Origin of the sequence: Curtobacterium sp. DN_7.5 (assembly GCF_022655355.1) — a bacterium.
In the GTDB taxonomy this organism is placed as follows: Bacteria; Actinomycetota; Actinomycetes; order Actinomycetales; family Microbacteriaceae; genus Curtobacterium; species Curtobacterium luteum.
Map to the genome: position 1 here is coordinate 1189974 of NZ_CP093378.1, position 21480 is coordinate 1211453.

The following is a 21480-nucleotide window of genomic DNA, read 5'->3' on the forward strand; positions in this document are numbered from 1 at the left end:
GGACCCCCGGTCAGTCGAGGGGGTACGGCGCGCTCGGCCCCGCGACCCGTGAGGCCGCGATCGACGCCAGGACCGCGAGCCCCTCGGCCGACGCCGAGCCCGACTCCGCGTGGTGGACCACGAGGAGCTGCCCGTCCGTGCCCCCGATGCCGTACTTCTCGCGCCGGAGCTCGAGGTCGCCGACCTCCGGGTGCCACATCCGGACGGCAGCACCGCCCAGCGGCCGGACGTCGTGCCGTGCCCAGAGCCGCCGGAAGTCCTCGCTGCCCAGCGACAGCTCGCCGACGAGTGCCGTGACCGCAGGGTCCTGCACGTCCGTGCCGATCGAGGCCCGGAACGCGGCGACCATCCCGGCCATCTGGTCCTGCCAGTCGGGGTAGCGGGCGGTCTCGGCGTCGTCGAGGAACATCGTCCGGAGCCGGTTCTCGCCCGCGCGGAGGCCCGGTGCGAGCTCGGTCGCGAGCGCGTTCGCCGCGAGGACGTCGAAGGACCGGCCCTCGACGAAGGCGGGCAACCCGATGACGTCGAGCAGCTGCAGCGTGCCGGTCGGCACCCGTTCGGCGTGGACCAGCCGCCGCCGGGGTCCCGCGGAGGCGCCGGCGAGCCCGTGCAGGTAGTCACGCGCCACCCCGTCGAGACCGAACACCCGCGCCAGCGCGTCGAGGACCTGCACCGAGGGGTTCCGGTCCCGTCCCTGCTCCAACCGGAGGTAGTAGTCCGAGCTGATCCCCGCGAGCGTCGCGACCTCCTCACGCCGGAGACCCGGCGTCCGCCGCACCCCGGTGACCCGGATGCCGACGTCCTCCGGCAGCACGAGCGCCCGTCGTGCCCGGAGGTGCTCGCCGAGGGGGTTGTCGTCCACGACCCCGATGCTACGGCGGTGCCGCGCGGCCGATCCTGGTCCCCGCACTCCCAGGGACGACGGGGGTCTGCCCCACCCGACGGCCCGCGGGCATCGTGGAGGACATGACGAACACGACCCTCCCCGGCGGCACGTACCGCCTCGCCGACGACCTCGAACTCACCCGCGTCGGGTACGGCGCGATGCAGCTCGCCGGACCCGGGGTCTTCGGGCCCCCGACCGACCGCGCCGAGGCCGTCCGGGTCCTCCGCACCGTCGTCGAACTCGGGATCACCCACATCGACACGTCCGACTTCTACGGCCCGCACGTCACGAACGAGGTGATCCGCGAGGCACTGCACCCGTACCCGGACGACCTGCACCTGGTGACGAAGGTCGGCGCCCGCCGTGACGAGCAGGGCGGGTGGCCGCACGCCCGCGAGCCGCACGAGCTCGTGGAGCAGGTGCACGACAACCTCCGGAACCTCGGTCTCGAGCAACTCGACGTCGTGAACCTCCGGATGGGCGGCTTCGACGCGCCCGAGCCCGGCAGCATCGCACCGCAGTTCGAGGCGCTCGCCGAGCTCCAGCAGCAGGGACTCATCCGGCACCTCGGGCTCTCCACCGTCAGCGCCGAACAGCTGGCTGAGGCGCAGACGATCGCCCCGGTGGTGTGCGTCCAGAACATGTACAACATCGCCCGTCGCGAGGACGACGCGCTCGTGGACAGCACCGCCGCCCAGGGCATCGCCTACGTGCCCTACTTCCCGCTCGGCGGCTTCTCGCCGATCCAGTCCGGTGCGCTCGACCGGGTCGCGGGACGGCTCGGCGTCACCCGGCTCACCGTGGCCCTGTCGTGGCTGCTGCAGCGCTCGCCGAACCTGCTGCTCATCCCGGGCACCTCCTCGGTCGCGCACCTCCGCGACAACGTCGCGTCGGCGGGCTTCGCCCTGCCGGCGGACGCGGTGGCCGAGCTGGACGCGATCGGCGCGGCCTGACGGGGTGACCCCGGACCGGCCGGGAGGCCCGTGGCGGCGCCGCCACGGGCCTCCCGGCCGTCGTGTGCGGACGTCGGTGCGTCCCTCTACGATGGCGGTGGGGGTGGAGTGTGAAACTCAAGGTGACCATTTCAGGGTCGGGGACCGAGCGGGACGTCGTCGTGACCGCGGACGTGACCGCCACGATCGGCAGTCTCGCCGAGCGACTCGCCGGCGGGCGTTCCGCGGCCGACGGTGTCCCGCTGACCCTGCGCGTCTGGGCGCCGGGTCGGGTGCAGGCACGGTTGCTCAACCCGTCCGCGACCGTACACGAGTCCTCGCTCCGCTCCGGCTGCCGCGTCGAGGTCGTCGCAGCGACCGACCGCCGCCGCGGTGACGACGTCGAGGACGCGCCCGCGGCCCTCCTCCAGGTGCTGACCGGGCCCGAGGCCGGCCACGAGTACCTGCTGTCGCGCGGGGTGAACCTGGTCGGCCGCGACGCCATGGCGCAGGTCTCCCTCGCCGACGACGACCAGGTGTCCCGCCGGCACGCCGCCATCACCGTCGGCGACACGGTCGAGGTCGTCGACCTCAACTCCGCGAACGGCGTCGCCGTCGACGGCCGTCTCGTCGCGCGGTCGTTCCTCGACCCCACCAACGTGGTCCAGCTCGGCGGGACGACCCTGCGCATCGCACCGCTGCCGGGCACGTCGGCGACCGGAACGGTCACGCCGACGGCACCGGGGACCACCCCCGACGACACCGAGTTCTCGCGCTCGCCCCGGGTCGAGCCCGCGTACCGCGGCAAGCACGTCACCCTGCCGGAGATCCCCGTCCCGGGGGAGAAGCCGCGGTTGCCCGTCATCGCGATCCTCGCGCCGATCATCCTCGGCGGGGTGCTCTTCCTCGTCACCAAGCAGCCGTACACGCTGGTCTTCATCGCGCTGTCGCCGATCATCATGATCGGCACGTGGATCGACCAGCGGGTCCAGACGCGACGGCGGAAGCGCGACGAGCGGGAGCGCTTCGAGGAGTCCCTGCGCGACGCCCGCGGCAGACTCGCCGCCGAGCGGGAGCACGAGCTCGAGGCCCGCGCCGCCGAATCGCCGGACCCGACCGCCGTGACCGCCGCGATGCGCGAGCGCAGCACGCTCCTCTGGACGCGGAAGCCCGAGCACACCACCTTCCTCGAGGTCCGTTTCGGCGCCGGCACGCAGCCCTCCCGGTCCACCGTGACCCTGCCGTCGAAGAACTCCGGCAGCGTCGACGACTGGAACCGCGCCGAGGCCCTGGCCGACGAGTACGCGACGGTCGGGCCGGTCCCCGTCGTCGAGACGTTCGAGCGCGCCGGCGCGATCGGGGTCGCGGGCACCGGGCTCGCCGCCGACGACGTCGCACGGTCCCTCGTGGTGCAGCTCGTCGGCCTGCACAGCCCCGCCGACCTCGTCCTGACCGCCTTCGCCGGTGGTGCCACCACGGAGCAGTGGTCCTGGCTCAAGTGGCTGCCGCACGTCGACTCGCCGTACAGCCCGATCCGGTCGCCGGGGTTGGTCCGCGACTTCGCGGGCGCGTCGGCCCTGCTCGCCGAACTCGAGGGCCTCGTCGTCACCCGCCGCGCCGCCGGGATCGGTCGTGGTGAGCGCGTGCGCTCCCGCATCGACGAGGACCGGGCACTCGACGAAGAGCACGGCGGAGCCGTCGAGCGGCTGCCCGCGGTGCCGGCCGTCGTGGTGCTCGTCACCGCCGAGGCCCCCGCGGACCGGGCGCGGCTCGTCGCGCTCGCCGAGGAGGGCCCCGACTACGGCGTGCACGTCCTGTGGCTCGCCCCGACCCTGCAGGCGCTGCCGGCAGCGTGCCGCACCGCCGTCGTGCTCGACCGCGCCACCGGCACCGTGACGGTCGGGTTCGTGCGGTCGGGTCTCTCCGTCGCGCTCGACCGCCTCGACCGGGTCGACAGCATCGAGGCGGCGACCGTCGCGCGGGCCGTCGCGCCCCTGCGGGACAGCGGGGCCCGGGTACTGGACGAGACCGACCTGCCGCACAGCGTCGCGTTCCTCGACCTGTACGAAGGCGACCTCGCCGGCGACCCGGCAGCCGTCGTGAGCCGGTGGTCGAAGAACGACAGCCTCACCGCGGACTGGGTCCCCGGAGCCGGACGCGAGTCCGGGGGCATCCGCGCCGTCGTCGGCCAGGGGCCGAGCGAACCGATGGCCCTCGACCTCCGCGTGCAGGGGCCGCACGCGCTCGTCGGTGGCACGACCGGGTCCGGCAAGAGCGAGTTCCTCCAGACCTGGATCATGGGCATGGCGGCGGAGTACGCGCCCGACCGCGTCACCTTCCTGCTCGTCGACTACAAGGGCGGCGCCGCGTTCGCGGAGTGCGTCGGTCTCCCGCACACGGTCGGGCTCGTCACGGACCTCACCCCGCACCTCGTCCGGCGGGCGCTGACGTCCCTGCGCGCCGAGCTCCGGTACCGCGAGCACCTGCTCAACGAGCGCGGGGCGAAGGACCTCGTCACCCTCGAACAGCGCGGCGACCCGGCCGCACCGCCCGCGCTCGTGATCGTCATCGACGAGTTCGCCGCCCTCGCCACCGAGATCCCGGAGTTCATCGACGGCGTGATCGACGTCGCGCAGCGGGGCCGGTCGCTCGGCCTGCACCTCGTCATGGCCACGCAGCGGCCGAGCGGGGTCATCAAGGACTCCCTCCGTGCCAACACGAACCTCCGCATCGCGCTCCGCGTCGCCGACCCCGTCGACAGCGAGGACGTGCTCGGGGTGTCCGACGCCGCCTTCTTCGACCCGGGGACGCCCGGTCGTGCCGCGGCGAAGACCGGGCCCGGTCGCGTGGTCGACTTCCAGACCGCGTACCTCGGCGGACGGTCCGACGACGCCGTCCACGAGTCCGACGTCGAGGTGCAGGACCTCCCGTTCGGCCCCGGCTCCGTCTGGCCGAGCGGCGTCCGAGCACCGAGTGACACCACCCGGAAGAAGGACATCGAGCGCCTCGCCACCACCATCGCGCGTGCCGCCGACGCCCGTGCGCTCGCGGTGCCGCGCAAGCCCTGGCTCGACCAGCTGCCCGACACGGTCGACCTCGCCGCACTGCCGGCGTCCGACGGGGCACGGCTCGTGGTCGGGACCGTCGACGTGCCGGAAGCGCAGCAGCAGACCCCCTTCGTCGTCGACCTCGACGTGGTCGGGAACCTCGCCGTCCTCGGCGCCGGCGGCACCGGCAAGTCCCAGGCGCTGCGCGCCCTCGCCGTCGCGGCCTCCGCGGTCGCGGACCGGTTCCCCGTGGAGATCACCGGACTCGACTTCGGCGGTGGCGGGCTGAGCGTGCTCGAGGGGCTGCCCACCGTCGGCACCGTCATCAGCGGGCCGGACGACGAACGCATCACGCGCCTCCTGGCCGACCTCAGCGCGACCATCGCGGACCGCTCGACCCGCTTCGCCGCCGCCCGAGCGGCGAACCTCACCGAGTACCGCGCCGCGACGGGCCTGGCTGAGCCGCGCATCCTGGTGCTCGTCGACGGGATGGGTGCGTTCCGCGCCGAGTACGAGTTCCGCCCGGGAGCGACCCAGGTCTTCGACCAGGTCGTCGGGATCGCCGCGACCGGACGGGCCCTCGGCGTCCACCTCGTGATGTCCGCCGACCGTCTCGGGGCGTTCCCGACCAACCTGCAGGCGGCGGTGGGGGAGCGCGTCGTGCTGCGACTGGCGAGCGAGCTCGAGTACCACGCGGCGGACGTGCCGGCCGACGTGCTCGAGGACGCCGTCCCCGGGCGCGCGCTCGTCGACGACCACGAGGTGCAGATCGGGGTGCCCGGGGGCACCGCGGACCTCGGACGCCAGGACGCGGCGATCGTGGCGCTCGCCGACGGACTCCGCGCGCGCGGTGTCGTCGACGCGCAGCCGATCCGGACGCTGCCGACCGTCGTGGACCCGGCAGCGCTGCCGGTGTCCGTCGCCGGGCGGCCGACCATCGGGCTCGCGGACGACACCCTCGCTCCGATCGGCATCCCGACCGACGGCATGTTCGTCGTCACGGGACCGTTCGGCTCCGGACGCAGCACCACGATGCGCACGCTCATCCGCGCGGTCCGGTCGACCTGGTCCGAGCGGCCGGCGCACCTCATCGTCGGTCGTCGGTCGTCGCTCCGGGACGCCACCGACTGGGCCTCCGTCTCGACCGACGGCGAGTCCGCCGAGGCTCTCGCAGCGGAACTGGCGGCGGGGCTCGAGGGCGGTGTGTCATCAGGTGCGGTCGAGCCGGTCGTCGTGATCGAGAACGTCGGCGACTTCGAGGGGCTGCCCGCCGAGGGCCAGGTCGCACGGCTCATCAAGGCCGCGCGACGGGCGGGCGTGTTCGTCCTCGCCGAGGCGGACACGGTGACGGCGCCCAGCGCGTGGCAACTCTTCGCCGAGCTGAAGACCGCCCGCGCCGGCATCGCCCTGCAGCCGGAGGAGACCGACGGGCTCACGCTGTTCCGGACCGCGTTCCCCCGGGTCACCCGGTCGGACTTCCCGGTCGGACGCGGCATCATGGTCGATTCCGGGCGGATCACCCGCGTCCAGGTCGCCCACACCGAGGACATCGCCGTACCCCGCTGACGGGGGGTAGACATTGCGTGCGCGAGGAAATTTCAGTTGGTGTTACGGTGTTCGGAGTCGCCGGAGGGGCTGGCGACACCGACCACCGTGAAGGGGTGCAACGTGGCCAACATCAACGTCTCCTACCAGGAGCTCAACAGCAACGCCGACCGACTCGTCGCCGGGCGTGACGAGATCAACGCGACGCTCTCGAAGCTGCAGTCGCAGATCGCGGCGCTGACACAGGCGGGGTTTCAGACGGACCGTTCGTCGGGTGCCTACAACGAGGCGTACCAGCGCTTCACGAACGGGGCGCAGAACACGATCGGCGGGCTCAACGACCTCGCGCAGTTCCTCCGGACGACCGCTCAGACGCTGGGCGACGTCGACCAGCAGCTGGCGTCGAAGCTCGGGCGCTGAGCGGGCGCACGGATCATCGGACGGCCGGTGGCGCATCGCAGCGCGCCGGCCGTCCGGGTACTCGGGGGTGAACATGAGCGGCAAGCTCAGAGTGTCGTACGCGGCACTCGAATCGTTGTCGACCTCGGTGACGTCGGCAGCCGACGACGTCGAGATCGGATCGAAGATCGAAGGCGGTCAGGGGAACGCCGAGATCGGATCGGACGTCGTCGCGGACGCCTTGTCGAACGCGACGAAGCAGCAGGTGCAACGGTCGCAGATCGCGGCGGAGAGCATCCGGGCGGCCGGGAAGTTCCCGTTGTCCGTGAAGCAGTCGTACGCCGACGCCGATGCTGCGCAGGCACAAGCGATGGCGGCGCAGTGAGCTGGACGCATGACGACCCCGGGCAGGGGAGTCCCGCGGGCATCCTCGGCGTCGCCGGGCTCCGTACTGCGCGGGCGAGCAAGGTGCGGGACGCGCAGCGCACGCTGCACAGCGCGAGCTCCCAATCTGGGGTGGACTGGGAAGCGGCGAGCCAGCGGTCGTTCGTGGCGCAGTTGTCGAAGCATGCAGCGGACATCGAACTGGTGGCGACGGGGCTCGAGAAGCAGGCGGAGGCGTTGACGACCTACGCGGGGCAGTTGACGCAGATCAAGGACCGGCAGACGGTGCTGGAACGGCAAAGGAGCGCCGCGCAGAACCGTCTCGCCCTGGCGCGGATGAAGCTGCTCGCTACGCCGGACGTGCCGAACTTCACGAAGCAAGGAGACTCGGACGACGACGGCCGCAAGAAGCGCGCCGCAGCAGAGACCGCCAACACTGACGCAGAGGCCGACTTGCGGGCGATCGACGCGCTATGGGACCAGTTGCTCACTGATAGGCGAAGTATCGACACTTCTTGTGCGCAAGCTCTTGAGGCCGGCGAGGTGCTCGGTGGTCTCGCCGTACTCAGCACGGGTACAGTCGCCAGCATCGGTTCAGACGTTTTCTTGAAGATGCTGAGCGAACTCAGCCGGGCGGATCTCGAGATCTTGACGAAGCAATTCCCCGAGACAAGAAACCTCCTCGACGGGGCCGATCCGTGCAAGATAGCTGATTGGTGGGACGCTCTCCCGCGGGAACAGCGTGATGTTCTTATTGCGGGGGCATCGACGGTGATCGGAGGGCTGAACGGTATTCCGGCATTGGATCGAGTGAAAGCCAATCGCCTGAATGCGAAGTTTCAACTTGCACGAGTTGAGACAAAACTCGAAGATCGAGAGCGCATTGCTCGTGATGCTGGTCGCGACCCGGACGACGACCCGGACATCGCCGATCTCCGAAGGCAGGTGGAATATCTCCATGATGCTTCAATCGAGCCTCCGAAGGTGCAGCTATACCTCTATCAGCCTGAGTTGGACCGGATCGTCGAGATGGTAGGCACCCCCAGCGCCAGTACGGAAAAGGTTGTGACATACTCGCCGGGGACCTTCGGCAACCTGCAAGGCTTCTACGATCGCAACACCCAACAAGTTTCCACTTGGTTGCAGCAACAGGACAAGGAGGGCCTGGTTGCATTCGTCTATAAGGACGGACGCTATCCTCAGAATCCGCTCACTGAAGCCAATGATGAGGCTTATGCGCGCAGGACTGGTGCGCAGCTTGCCGCTTTCGAAGACGGGCTCTCCCAAGACCCGCTGCTAGCTGGCCGACAGTCCATCGGGATCGGTCACAGCTGGGGAACGGCGAACGTCACCTCGTCTGAGCTCGCTGGGGCTCACTACGATACGGTGATCTCATTGTCCGGAGCTGGGACGCCAAGCTCGTGGGTGAAGAACTCCCAGACGCACTACGCGGACTTCTCCTATCCCGACATCTTGCAGGACGCCCAGGACATCCGCGTCGGTGAGCATGGAGTTGTCTGGGGAGGACGCAACCCACGAGAAGTCGGATTTGACCACGGAGATTACTACAAAGCACCTCTGAGTTGGACCAACTTCCCGGGGAATTTCCTTGTGAATCCCCTGCTGAGGGCTTCGGCTGGTCTCGATGCACATAACCTCACAGCTACTTCGGATGACGCAAACACGGATCTACTCGACGACATGCGTGATTACATATACACCACGGAAGAGTGATGACCATACTGAGATGCGTCGCGATCGCAATGATCGTGACGCTGTTGACGGGGTGCTCGATGAAGAACGAACTGCCAGCTGATCCACAAGATCGGATTGCCGCCGCGAAGCGCATGACCCAAAAGGCCGAGTCGCGTGCTATTGCTCTTGTTCCCGCCGCAAAATTGAGGGAAGTCGATCAGTTCGATACCGGTGCGATACTTTCGTGTTCATCCGGCTACCAATGGACTGGTGGGGTGAGAGCTCCGCTTCGTTCTGGGGTTGATGGGGAAGCAGTGCAAGCCGCGTTGGCGAGCGCAGCCTCGGATCATGGGTTCACAGTGACCAACGATAAACTTCTCACTGGCAAAACACGCTACAAGCTCGTCGACGACACCGGCGTAGAGCTGCTGGTGACGATGTACAAGCGGGAGACGCTCGTGAACATCACGTCAGCATCGCCGTGCTTCAGCTTGCCCGAGGGCTTCCACCCGCCATCGGTGTATTGACCGTGAGCGCCCAATGGCGTCGGTCTCGCTGTTCCAAGGGCTGCGAGTCAAGCAGGACCGACTTGTTCACACCTCTGAGTCTTTCCTTCGCGACTGTCTTGGGTTCCGGACCGGCTATTGATGTCAACTTGTTTCGCGTTGCACGTGATCACTGCGCAACTTCCACCTCGGAATTGTCGACGAGCGACTATTCGGCAGGGGAGGTACCTGATCGAGGTCATGCCCGCGGCTCTCGCTCACTCTTTCGGTGGCGGCGGGAACACGACAACGGGCACGAATCACCTGTTGTAGCGGCAGCGATGGTGCGACGTGGGGCAGCGACACTTCTGGCGCTAGGCGGTTCAATTGCTCTCGTGATGCTCGCAGGAGGCTGCGCGGAGAGTCATGCAGATGCGCCGCAGCAGACCGCGAGCGGCGGGCAGTCCCTGTCGCAGGCGGAGCGAGAGCTTGCTCAGCAGTCCGGCTTACGAAGAACGAACATCGAAGTGGATACGAGCTACTCCGGTCCGAGCGCGCGTAGCCTCATCACCGTCGAGGGCACCGCATCCAGCGAGGCGCTGATACCAGAATATATCGAGTACATGGCGCAGGTTGGTTGGTCGGTCAATGACGTCGAACCAGATACGGGAATCTTCGTGCGAATCCGATCCACGCCGCAATCGATCATCGGTGCGATTGCGCGGATGAATGGTTGGACCACGGCGACCTATTCGCCCTCCACGGGCGACCTGAAACAACTCGTCACCCTGCCCAAAGCGGCGGTGCGGCAGCGCTTCGGTGATTGGCCCGGGCCACCGCCGACGACTATTCCTTGATCGCGCAAAGATGACAGCGTTTGATACAGGACAAAGCAGTTCGCCACCGTTATCGTCTTCTGCATTGCGGAGCTCTGGTGCATCGCGCGGGTCGTCCTGCTCGTCGTCATCGTCGTGTGGGCCTTCGGCGCCATCCGCTGACCACAGCGGGCGTTCCGTCGTCCCGGGGGACACCGGCCTCGGCTGGCACGGGGCATCGCAGCGCATCCTCGGACCATGACCGACCGGACCAACGCCGACGCCGCCAGCCCCACCCTCCCGGGCGGCACCTACCGCCTCGCCGACGACCTCGAGCTGACCCGCTTCGGCTACGGCGCGATGCAGCTCGCCGGACCGAACGTGTTCGGCCCGCCGAAAGACCACGACGAAGCCGTCCGGGTCCTCCGAGCGGTGGCGGACGCCGGCATCACCCACATCGACACCGCGGACTTCTACGGCCCGCACGTGACGAACGAGCTCATCCGCGAGGCACTGCATCCGTACCCGGACGACCTGCACATCGTGACGAAGGTCGGGACTCGCCGCGATGACAAGGGGCGGTGGCCGCAGGCCCGCCAGCCCGAGCAACTGGTGGAGCAGGTGCACGACAACCTCCGGACCCTCGGGCTGGAGCAGTTGGAGGTCGTCAACCTGCGGGTCGGCGGGTTCGACGCTCCGGAGCCCGGCAGCCTCGCACCGCAGTTCGAGGCCCTCGCCGAGCTGCAACAGCAGGGACTCATCCGGCACCTGGGCCTCTCGACGGTGACGGCCGAACAGCTCGCGGAGGCCCAGGGCATCGCACCGGTCGTGTGCGTGCAGAACATGTTCAACGTGGCCCGACGCGAGGACGAAGCACTCGTGGAGGCGACGGCGGAGCAGGGCATCGCCTACGTGCCGTACTTCCCGCTGGGCGGCTTCTCGCCGATCGAGTACGCCACGCTCGACGCCGTCGCGGAGCGGTTGCACGTGTCGCGGCTGACGGTGGCGCTCTCGTGGCTGCTCAAGCGGTCGCCGAACATCCTGCTCATCGCAGGGACCTCGTCGGTCGAACACCTGCACGAGAACATCGCCTCGGCGGCTTTCGACCTCCCTGCCGACGCCGTCGCGGAACTGGAAGCGCTCGGCGCCGCCTGACACGGGAGCGGCAGCGGCAGCGGCAGCGCTAGCGGCAAGGGGTCGGACAGCCGGCGCAGCCGGACGGCCGCGGCAGCCAGACGGCCGCGACAGCCGGACAGCCGCCCCAGCCCCAGCGGCCTCAGCGCTCCCCAGCCTCAGCCCACGGTCGCCAACGCGAACGGCAGCACCGCCGACGCCCCGGCCCGCCGGAGTTCCCGCCCCGCCACCGTCATCGTCCACCGGCTGTCGACGAGGTCGTCCACCAACAGCACCGGCCCCTCGTGTGCCTGCAGCGCAGCGGCCAGCCCGGGATCGACCACGAAGGTGTCCCACACCCCGGACAGTCGGTACGCACTGTTCGTCGCACCGTCGCCGCGGGGCGTCCCGCCAGACCGGCCGACCGTCCCGAGGAACTGCAACCGTCCGATCGAGGCGATCGCCTCCGCGACCGAGGCGACGAGGGACGGCCGAGACCGCGAGGACATCGCCACGACGCCCGTCGGTCGCTCGGCCCACGGCCAGTCCTTGAGTGCTCGGACGCAGCCGTCGACGAGCTCCTTCGAGACCGGTCCGTCCGGCGTCGAGGCGGCGAAGAGCGCGCGGAGCGGCCCTCCCCACCCGAGGTCGGTGAGCCGGGCCACCGCCCGGCCTGGCTCGACCAGTTCGTCCGCGCTGATCTTGCCGCGCACGGGCACCCCGAGCGCGCCCATGCCCGACGGCCACTGGGCCCGCGGTGCGATCTCGACGCCGACCTTGTCGAGTGCGGCGGCGGCACCGGAGGCGTCGGTGGTCGACACCTCGGTCGGGTACCAGACGCCCGCGCAGTTGTCGCAGCGGCCGCAGGGTTCGGCGGAGGGGTCGTCCAGGTCCTGCTGGAGCAGCTGCATCCGGCACGCCGAGGTCGACTCGTACGCGAGCATCGACGCCGCCTCGGCAGCACGGGCCGCGGCGACCCGCTCGTACCGCGGCGCGTCGTACTCCCACCGCTGCCCGGTGGCGACCCAGCCGCCGGTGACCCGCTGCACGGCGCCGTCGACGTCGAGCACCTTCAGCAGGAGTTCGAGAGTCGACCGCTTGATGTCGACGAGCCCCTCGAGCGCGACGGTGGAGAGCGCGGAACCGGCCGTGGACAGGGCGTCGAGCACGGCGGCGGCGCGCGACTCGGTCGGCATCGAGGCGCCGGCGAAGTACTGCCAGATCTCCTGGTCCTCGCGTCCGGGCAGCAGCAGGACGTCGGCGTTGTCGGTCGCACGACCCGCACGACCGATCTGCTGGTAGTAGGCCACGGGGGAGGAGGGCGCGCCCACGTGCACGACGAACCCGAGGTCCGGCTTGTCGAAGCCCATGCCGAGCGCGCTCGTCGCCACGAGCGCCTTCAGCTCGTTGCCCTTGAGCTGCTGCTCGAGCTGTTCGCGCTCGTCGGTGTCGGTGCGGCCGGTGTATGCCCGCACGGCGTAGCCGTTGTCCCGCAGCAGACGAGCGATGTCCTCGGCGGCGGAGACCGTCAGCGTGTAGATGATGCCGCTGCCCGGGAGATCGCCGAGGTGCGCCAGCAGCCACCCCAGCCGCTGCCGGGCGTCGGGCAGCGTGAGCACCCCGAGCCGCAGCGACGCGCGTGCGAGCGACCCGCGGATCGTGAACACCGGGTCGTCCGGGCCGGCGGTCAGCTGTTCGGCGACGTCGTCGACCACGCGCTCGTTCGCCGTGGCGGTGGTCGCGAGGACGGGCACCCCGTGCGGCAGTGACCGGATGAGCTCGGCGAGCCGGCGGTAGTCGGGGCGGAAGTCGTGGCCCCAGTCGGAGATGCAGTGCGCCTCGTCCACGACGAGCATGCCCATGCGCGCGATCAGCGTCGGGAGCTGCTCGTCGCGGAACCGCGGGTTGTTCAGCCGCTCGGGGGAGACGAGCAGGACGTCCACGTCGTCGCGGGCGAGCGCAGCCTGGGTCTCGCCCCACTCGTGCGCGTTCGCGGAGTTGATCGAGACGGCCCGCACGCCCGCGCGCGCGGCGGCGGCCACCTGGTCGCGCATCAGGGCCAGGAGTGGTGAGACGAGCACCGTCGGTCCGCCACCGCGACGGCGGAGCAGCAGCGTCGCGAGGAAGTACACCGCGGACTTGCCCCAGCCGGTGCGCTGCACCACGAGCGCGCGCTGCCGGTGCTCGACCAGTGCCGAGATCGCTTCGAGCTGGCCCGGGTGGAACACCGCGTCGGTGCGACCGGTGAGCGCAGCCAGCGCCTGCTGCGCCTCGGCGGCGATGTCCGCCGACGGCGGAGCGACGCCGGCAGGACGCGAGCCGACAGGCGGGGGTGCTGCGGGGGATTCCATGCCCCCATCGTGTCAGGAGCGACCGACGGAACGTGCCCCGTGCCTCCAGGCCGTGCAGAACGCGCGCACTGCGCGCACCTGTGCAAGACTCGCGCCGGCCCGGCCCGGCCCGGCCCGGCCCGGCCCGGCCCGGAGCCGAAACCCGAGCCGAGCCGGAACCGGGCCCGCCCCGGTCCCCACCCTCACTGGTAGGTGATGAGCGCCGGACTCGGTTGCACGTCCCGCATGGTCTGCTCCGGGGTCAGCATCGGCTGGTCCTCGTCGAAGAAGTTCTTCCAGCCCCAGTGCACGCCGGCCGGAGCGTCCTCGTGCAGCGCGTTCCACGTCGACTGCTTGTCCGGCTGCGACCCTTGGCCGTCGACGTGGACGAGCAGGTCCAGCTCGGGGTGCTCGTCGAGCGACGACCGGTCCTGCACCATCGCGGACCGGAACTGGTGGAGCACGAGCGCCTTCGGCGGCAACCCCTCGGTCCGGACGAGGTCCGCGAGCCAGTCCGACACCCGGTTCACCTCCGCCGCGCTCACGCTCCCGATCTGCTGCAGCGGCACCTGGTCCTCCGTGAGTCGCCACTCCGGGTCGAGCGCGAGCCACACGCCGGGCTTCGACAGCAGCGACTCGTACCGACGGGCCTGGCTGAGGAAGTCCGACCGGCCCGGCTGCAGGTCGAGGATCACCGGCATCCCCGCGTCGTGTGCCGCGTCGACGTACGGCTCGAGCTCCGAGACGGGCAGCTCGGTCGAGTAGTCGCCGTCCGACCCCGGTGCACCGGCGGCGACGGTCGCGATGACCTCCATCGCGGGCGTCACCGGTTCGTCCGACACCGCGTCGTACCGGTGCGCCATCGCCGTCGCGCGGCGCACGGTCGCGTCCGGGCCCTGCTCGCCGAGTACGCCGAGCGCCGGCGTCCCGGGCGCTCCGTAGAGCGCGACGTAGCGGTGGCCGTCGAACGGACGCTGGCCGCCGTGCGGCAGCTGCCAGCCACCCTCCGCTGCGCGGACCGTCCATCCCGGGTCCGGGAGGGCTTCGAACGCGCGTCCGACGAGGACGGTCGGGTGGTCAGCACGGTCGTGGAGGGCCGTCACGACGTCCGGCGCGGCGGCCGGGTCGGTGACGCCCGACGGCATCGGCACGACACGAGCCCCGGCAGCGCGGGCGGTCGCGACGGCTGCGCGGTCCGAGCGGCGGTCCGCCACCACCACGGTGGCCGGCCTGGAGGCACGGCTCGCCCCGGGTGCGCCTGCCCGGTCCGGCGCCTCCCGCTGTTCCACGTCCGTGTCGAGCGACACGTCGCCCTCGGCCTGGTACCAGCGTGCGCCGAGGCGATCGAGTTCGCGGGCGACCCGCGCGTCGCTCGCGTTGCCCGCCCGCGAGCTCGTCGTGACGAGGAGGGGTACGTGTGCCCGCACCGCGGTCTCGGCCGCCGTGGTCACGGCGTCCGAGTCGTCGGCCGGCGCGACCACCGCGCCGGGAGCGGTGGCGAACAGGGCGCGACTCGCCCGGACCGCCCGCTCTGCGGCGTCCGGCTGGTCGACCACGGTCACCGTGTCGGAGGACGCGGCGGCGAGGGTCGCCGGGGGTTCGGACGCGTCACCTCCCGTGCAGCCGGCGGCTCCGAACAGCAGACCGGCGGTCGTCAGGGCGATGGCGAGACGGACGGAGCGGGAACGCATCCGGACACCCTACGAGTGCCGTCTCGACGGCGCGTGCACGGGCACGGTCCGGCGTCCGCTATGCTGGTCGGGCTGCTCCGGACGGGGCAGTGGGGTCCGCTCGTCGGGCCTCGCGGGCTGTGGCGCAGCTTGGTAGCGCACTTGACTGGGGGTCAAGGGGTCGCAGGTTCAAATCCTGTCAGCCCGACCGCATTCGCAGACGGAGAGGCCCACCGACGACGAGTCGGTGGGCTTCTCTCGTCGAACCGGGATCCGGGCCGCCCGGCCGCAGCTCAGGGGCCTCAGTGACCGGAGCCGAGGTTGCCAGCGAGGCGCCGGTGGATCGCCTGGCTGGCGTCGTTCATCCCCCGGATCTCGACGCGCTTGCCGTGCTGGTGGTACTTCGTCTCGATGCCGTCGAGCGCGGCGACGGTGGAGGCGTCCCACACATGTGACCCGGTCATGTCGATGACCACGAGGTCCGGGTCGCCGGAGTAGTCGAACTGGGTGGTGAGGTCGTTCGAGGAGGCGAAGAACAATTCGCCCTCGACGGTGTAAAGCGCGTGCTGCGCACCGTCCGGCAGCGTCTCGATGCTGCGCGAGACGGTCGTGAAGCGGGAGACGCGGCGGGCGAAGACGACCATCGCGGCGACGACGCCGATGATGACGCCGACGGCGAGGTTGTCGGTGGCGACGACGATCACGACGGTGAGGACCATGACGATGGTCTCCCCGACGGGCATCCGCTTGAGGGTGGAGGGCTTGATGCTGTGCCAGTCGAAGGTGCCGACGGAGACCATCACCATGACGGCCACGAGGGCGGCCATCGGGATGATCGCGACGACGTCCCCGAGCCCGACGACGAGGACCAGTAGGAACACGCCGGACAGGAACGTCGAGATGCGGGTGCGGGCCCCGGAGGCCTTGACGTTGATCATCGTCTGGCCGATCATCGCGCAGCCGCCCATCCCGCCGAACAGGCCGGAGGCGATGTTCGCGACGCCCTGGCCGAGGGCTTCGCGGGTCTTCCGGGAGCCGGTGTCGGTGACCTCGTCGACGAGCTTCGCCGTCATCAGCGACTCGAGGAGCCCGACGAGGGCCATCGCGAGTGCGTACGGGGCGATCGTCGTGAACGTCTCGAGGTTCAGCGGCACGTTCGGGATGAAGAAGGTCGGAAGGCTGTCCGGGAGCGTGCCTTCGTCGCCGACGGTCGGGATCGCGATCGACGCGAACACGGTCACCGAGGTCAGGACGACGATCGCGACGAGCGGTGCGGGGATCGCCTTCGTGAAGCGGGGCAGCAGGACGATGATCGCGATGCCGGCGGCGGCGATCGGCCAGACGAGCCAGTCGACGCCGATGATGTTCGGCAGTTGCGCGGTGAAGATGAGGATGGCGAGTGCGTTGACGAACCCGACCATGACGGACCGGGGCACGAACCGCATCAGCTTCGCCGCCCCGAGTCCGCCGAGGATGAGCTGGAAGACGCCGCCGAGGAGGACGGTGGCGATGAGGTAGTCCAGGCCGTGCTCCTTGACGACGGGGGCGACGACGAGAGCGATCGCGCCGGTGGCCCCGGTGATCATCGCGGCGCGACCGCCGACGAACGCGATGACGACGGCCATCACGAACGCCGAGAACAGGCCGACGCGGGGATCGACGCCGGCGATGATCGAGAACGAGATCGCCTCCGGGATCAGGGCGAGGGCGACGACGAGGCCGGCGAGGACCTCGCGGAGCAGGACCTTCGGGTTCCTGAGGGCGGACAGGACGGTCGGACTGCGGTGTGCCTGGACAGGTGTGGGCCGAGTGACGGTCGTCACGGTTCTCCTTCGGTGTGCTGGGGTGCGGGCGCTGCGCCCGCGAGTGCTGTTCGTGGGGCGCGTCATCGCGCACGGTCGGCGGCGACGGAGCGCTCGGCCGATCCCAACCCTTCCGCCGCGGAAGGGTTGCTCGGGTGTGACTCTAACGCAACGGAAGGGTTGCCGTGGATCTGGTGTGCTTGCGAGTGACGGGCCGGCGGCGTCGAGGTGCCGATCATCCGGGTCTGCACGGGTTGCTATGGTCGAACCCTGACACCACGGAAGGGTCTGTGGTCCGGTCGTGTACCGAGCCGGGCTCCCGGCGGGCCCCGTCGTGGTCACCACACCGGCGAGGTGCTGTACCTTGACCGGCCGACAGGGAGACGAGCACCGATGCGTTCGATCGTGTACACCAGCACCCAGACCCGTCCGATCACGGACACCGAGCTCGCGCAGATCCTCTCCGTCGGCCGGGAGAAGAACACCGCGCTCGGCGTGACCGGGATCCTCGCGCACAAGGGCGACAACTGCCTCGGGATCCTCGAGGGTGACGACGAGACCGTCGCTGCCCGGTTCGAGCAGGTGCGCCGTGATCCGCGGCACACGAACGTCCGGGTCCTCGCCGACGAGCCGATCGCACAGCGGTCGTTCCCGGACTGGTCGATGGCGTTCCAGCCGCTCGATCCGCTGATGCAGCAGGTCCCGGGCTTCCGCGACCTCTTCGCGTCCGGCCAGGCCCTCGACCCCGCAGCGGGGCTGACACGGGCCCGCGGGTTGCTGGAGTGGTTCCGCAAGCACCCGCTCGCCCCGCTCACGAGCCAGACCGCCGAAGCGGACGAAGCCCCGCGCACGCGCGCGATCAACGGCGCGATCACGGCGCTCCACGACGGCGGCATCGCCCGGTTCACCCTCGAGGACGCCGCAGCGAGGGCCGGGATGAGCGTGGCTGAACTGCGCGAGACGTTCCCGACGGAGCGGGTGCTGCTGGCGGCGACCGTGGAGCGGTGGACGCTCACGATCTCCGGACCGCTGGCGCCCCTGATCGGCGAGCAGGGCACCGTCGCGTTCCTGCACGCGCTCCTCGCCGCGCACGCGGAGGAACCGGCGCTCATGGAACTGCTGGCGTGGAGTCTGGCGTCCGCGGCGGACCCGACCGTGGACGGTGCTGACTACTACCGGTCCACGTACCGACGGTTCCGGCAGGTGGTCCGGGACGGCCTCGCAGCAGACGTGCGGGAAGGCCGCGAGCCGGGCACGATGGACCCGCTCCGCGGTGCCGAGCAGCTCCTCGCCCTCTACGACGGGCTCCGCCTGCAGGCGTTGCTGACGAGCGACACGGACCTCGTCGACTCCTTCGACCGGGCGGCGACGCGGATGCGGCGCGGATGGTCCGAGCAGTACGAACAGCCCACCTACTGGGACATCCCCGTCGCCGGAGGCCGGTAGGAGTGGCACTCGGACGGACACGCTGACCGGTGCCCTCGGGCCGGATCCCGCCGCAGACCTGCCATGATGCCGTCATGGAACCGACGACACCGCAGGACGACAGGTCGTCGTTCCGTCGCTTCCACGTCGAGTCGATCAGCGAGGACCGCAGCCCCGAGATCGACCGGACGTACGGCATCGCGGACGGTGTCGGTGCGACGCTCGAGGCCTACCGCTACGTCGGGGCCGGCGACGCGGACGTGTCGATGCGCGGCGCGGAGGTCGAGGGCACCCGTTCCGGTCGGCTCGACCCCCGCCCGGACCACATCGTGTTCTGGATCGCCGACGGCACCGCCACGGTCGAGGACGCCACGGACGGCTCCGTCCTGACCGCGGTCCCGGGCCACCCCGTCCTGCTCTCGGCGTCCGTGCCGTACCGGTTCACCGCGGACACCCGGAAGATCACGATGCTGCACCTGTCGGACCGCATCCTCCGACAGGCCCTCGCCCGACGAGGCCGCACGGTCCCCGGCGCGCTCGTGTTCGGGCAGCAGGCGGACATCGCCTCCGCACTCGGACCCCTCCGAGCGATCCTCCGCAACCGTGCCGCAGCGTTGTCCGACGAACAGGTCGACGGTGCCGGCCGTGCGGCGCTCAACGCCGAGATCGCCGCCTCGGTCGTCGAGGCGTTCCCGCTCGTCGTCCCGGACGCGGACGAGCGGAGGTCGGCGGCCGTCCTGGCCGCGCAGTGGATGCACGAGCACGCGGCCGAGCGGATCGCGCTCCGGGACGTCGCCGCCGCGGTCGGACTGAGCGAACGTGGACTGCAGAGTGCGTTCCGCCGCCGGTTCGACGAGACGCCGATGGAGCGGCTGCGCGCCGAACGGCTCGACGGCGCCCGCACCGACCTGCGCTTCGCGGCGCCGGGCACCCACGTGCGGGACATCGCCCGGCGGTGGCAGTTCGGGCACTTCGGGCGCTTCGCGGCGAACTATGCGGAACGCTTCGGGGAGTCGCCGAGCGAGACACTGCGCCGCACCCGGGAAGCCGCCGAGCGCGGAACGCCGCCCCGGACGTCGCCGTAGGATCGGGCAACGCGTCGCATCGACGGAGATGCGCGCGTCGCGATCACGGAGATGAGAGACCGGGATGACCGACACACAGCACAGCCAGCGCCGATCCCAGGCGACCGCCTCGGTGGCGGCGATCCTCGCCGAGTCGGCGAAGCGGTTCCCGGACGACGTCGCGGTCGTCGTGGGCGACCGCCGCACCACCTACGCCGACCTGTGGGCCCAGACGCTCGCGTACGCGGGCGCGCTCCGTGCCCGCGGTATCGAAGCGGGATCGCGGGTCGCGATGCTCGTCCCGAACGTCGAGGACTTCCCCCGCGTCTACTACGCCACGCTCGCGCTCGGCGCCGTGGTCGTCCCCGTGCACGCGCTCCTGAAGCGGGGCGAGATCGAGTACGTGCTCCGCGACGCGCAGGCGTCACTCCTGGTGTGCGCGGCACCGCTGCTCACCGAGGGGGCCGCCGGCGCGGCACTCGCCGGGGTGGACGTCGTCACGGTCCTCGCCCCGGCAGGCGGAGCGGGCGGTCCGGGTGGAGCAGGCGAAGCAGGCGGAGCGGACGCGCCGGCGGGCGCGGCACCAGGCACGCGCGCCGCGCCCGACCGGCTCGAAGACCTCGCGCAGGAGTCGGAGCCGCTCGACACCTACGTCCCGCGCGATCCGTTCGACACCGCCACGATCCTCTACACGAGCGGCACGACCGGCCACCCGAAGGGCGCCGAGGGCTCGCACTTCGCCCTCCTCGAACAGGCGAACACGAACCTGCTCAGCACGTTCGACCTGCACCGGGGCGACGTCATGCTCGGCGCGTTGCCGCTGTTCCACACCTTCGGCCAGACCTGCACGATGAACACCGGCTTCCGGGTCGGTGCGACGATCGTGCTCCTGCCGAAGTTCGACGGCGACGGCGCCCTGGCCGCCATGGTCGAGCACGACACCCAGGTGTTCATGGGCGTGCCGACGATGTACATGGCGCTCCTCGACGCAGCCACCCGCACCGGGTCGAGGCCTCCGCTCCGCTACGCGATCTCCGGCGGCGCGTCCCTCCCGCTCGCCGTGCTCGAACGCTTCCAGCAGGTCTTCGACGCCCCGGTGCACGAGGGCTACGGCCTCACCGAGACGTCCCCGGTGGCGACGTTCAACCACGTCGGCACGACCCCTCGCCCGGGCACGATCGGCACCCCGGTGTGGGGCGTGGACGTCGAGATCGCCGACCCGGAGACCCAGGACCGCATCGTGATGCTGCCGCACGGGCAGATCGGGGAGCTCGTCATCCGCGGGCACAACCTCATGAACGGCTACCTCGACCGCCCGGAGGACACCGCGGCGGCGATCGTCGACGGCTGGTTCCGCACGGGCGACCTCGGCACGAAGGACGACGACGGGTACCTGACGATCGTCGACCGCACGAAGGACATGATCATCCGGAACGGCTACAACGTGTACCCGCGGCAGGTCGAGGAGGTCCTGGCGCGGCACCCCGACGTCGCCATGGCCGCCGTGTTCGGCACCCCGCACGAGCAGCACGGGCAGGAGGTCGAGGCGGCGGTCGTCCTCCGACCCGGGGCGACCGTGACCCCGCAGGAGTTGATCGAGCTCGTCGCGGGGGAGATCGCCGCGTACAAGTACCCGCGCGTGGTGCACGTCCTCGACGCACTCCCGCTCGGGCCGAGCGGCAAGGTCCTCAAGCGCGAGCTCGTGCAGCAGTTCAGTGCGAAGCCCGCGGTCACGACCGCCTGACCGGCGGACGACCGCCTGACCGGCGGACGACCGCCTGACCGGCGGTCGTCCGCGCGCCCGGACGCCCGGACGCCCGGACGCCCGGCGACCTTGCGCCGGTCGCTGCGGCGTGTGACACTCGCCGCAGAGGGAAAACCGCCCGTC

At 70.7% G+C, this 21480-nt stretch carries 15 protein-coding genes and 1 tRNA gene; 12 read left to right on the forward strand and 4 right to left on the reverse strand.

Going from position 1 to position 21480, the window contains the following annotated elements; genetic code table 11:
- Positions 1-10: 10 nt before the first annotated feature.
- Positions 11-862: a helix-turn-helix domain-containing protein gene (locus MON03_RS05595; protein ID WP_242090958.1), complete on the reverse strand. Its 852-nt coding sequence runs from the start codon at positions 860-862 to the stop codon at positions 11-13.
- Positions 863-966: 104 nt separating this feature from the next.
- On the opposite strand from MON03_RS05595, the gene MON03_RS05600 reads away from it, so the two are divergent.
- The 8 genes from MON03_RS05600 (at position 967) to MON03_RS05635 (ending at position 11343) form a co-directional block, all read left to right on the forward strand.
- Complete coding sequence (locus MON03_RS05600; RefSeq protein WP_242090959.1) at positions 967-1839, forward strand: oxidoreductase; 873 nt, start codon at positions 967-969, stop codon at positions 1837-1839.
- Positions 1840-1961: 122 nt separating this feature from the next.
- On the forward strand, positions 1962-6431 hold the full coding sequence (locus tag MON03_RS05605; protein ID WP_242090960.1) for a type VII secretion EssC family protein: 4470 nt from the start codon (positions 1962-1964) through the stop codon (positions 6429-6431).
- 102 nt (positions 6432-6533) lie between these two features.
- Positions 6534-6830, forward strand: coding sequence for a WXG100 family type VII secretion target (locus tag MON03_RS05610; protein WP_031273999.1), 297 nt, complete (start codon positions 6534-6536; stop codon positions 6828-6830).
- 73 nt (positions 6831-6903) lie between these two features.
- Positions 6904-7194 (forward strand): hypothetical protein, encoded by a 291-nt coding sequence (locus MON03_RS05615; protein WP_148286264.1) that lies wholly within the window; start codon positions 6904-6906, stop codon positions 7192-7194.
- 131 nt (positions 7195-7325) lie between these two features.
- Positions 7326-8927, forward strand: a complete 1602-nt coding sequence (locus MON03_RS05620) for a hypothetical protein (RefSeq protein WP_242090961.1) — start codon at positions 7326-7328, stop codon at positions 8925-8927.
- Between the two features lie 59 nt (positions 8928-8986).
- Entirely contained in the window at positions 8987-9415 is a 429-nt protein-coding gene (locus tag MON03_RS05625) for a hypothetical protein (RefSeq protein ID WP_242090962.1), read from the forward strand.
- 353 nt (positions 9416-9768) lie between these two features.
- On the forward strand, positions 9769-10230 hold the full coding sequence (locus MON03_RS05630; protein WP_242090963.1) for a hypothetical protein: 462 nt from the start codon (positions 9769-9771) through the stop codon (positions 10228-10230).
- Positions 10231-10446: 216 nt separating this feature from the next.
- The gene (locus MON03_RS05635) at positions 10447-11343 is read left to right on the forward strand and encodes an oxidoreductase (RefSeq protein ID WP_242090965.1); all 897 of its coding nucleotides are present in this window, start codon (positions 10447-10449) and stop codon (positions 11341-11343) included.
- Positions 11344-11480: 137 nt separating this feature from the next.
- On the opposite strand, the gene MON03_RS05640 is transcribed toward MON03_RS05635, so the two are convergent.
- On the reverse strand, positions 11481-13652 hold the full coding sequence (locus tag MON03_RS05640; protein ID WP_242090967.1) for a RecQ family ATP-dependent DNA helicase: 2172 nt from the start codon (positions 13650-13652) through the stop codon (positions 11481-11483).
- A gap of 182 nt (positions 13653-13834) precedes the next feature.
- Positions 13835-15322 carry a hypothetical protein gene (locus MON03_RS05645; RefSeq protein WP_242090969.1) on the reverse strand — a complete coding sequence of 496 codons (1488 nt, stop codon included), beginning with the start codon at positions 15320-15322 and terminating at the stop codon, positions 13835-13837.
- A 113-nt stretch (positions 15323-15435) separates the two neighbouring features.
- Here MON03_RS05645 and MON03_RS05650 point away from each other — a divergent pair.
- Positions 15436-15509 (forward strand) — tRNA-Pro (locus MON03_RS05650).
- 94 nt (positions 15510-15603) lie between these two features.
- On the opposite strand, the gene MON03_RS05655 is transcribed toward MON03_RS05650, so the two are convergent.
- Positions 15604-17124: a SulP family inorganic anion transporter gene (locus tag MON03_RS05655; protein ID WP_242090971.1), complete on the reverse strand. Its 1521-nt coding sequence runs from the start codon at positions 17122-17124 to the stop codon at positions 15604-15606.
- Positions 17125-17496: 372 nt separating this feature from the next.
- On the opposite strand from MON03_RS05655, the gene MON03_RS05660 reads away from it, so the two are divergent.
- The 3 genes from MON03_RS05660 (at position 17497) to MON03_RS05670 (ending at position 21336) form a co-directional block, all read left to right on the forward strand.
- Complete coding sequence (locus tag MON03_RS05660; protein WP_242090973.1) at positions 17497-18549, forward strand: BLUF domain-containing protein; 1053 nt, start codon at positions 17497-17499, stop codon at positions 18547-18549.
- Between the two features lie 74 nt (positions 18550-18623).
- Positions 18624-19613, forward strand: a complete 990-nt coding sequence (locus MON03_RS05665; protein ID WP_242090975.1) for a helix-turn-helix transcriptional regulator — start codon at positions 18624-18626, stop codon at positions 19611-19613.
- Between the two features lie 64 nt (positions 19614-19677).
- Entirely contained in the window at positions 19678-21336 is a 1659-nt protein-coding gene (locus MON03_RS05670) for a long-chain-fatty-acid--CoA ligase (protein WP_242090977.1), read from the forward strand.
- The last annotated feature ends 144 nt before the right edge of the window (positions 21337-21480 follow it).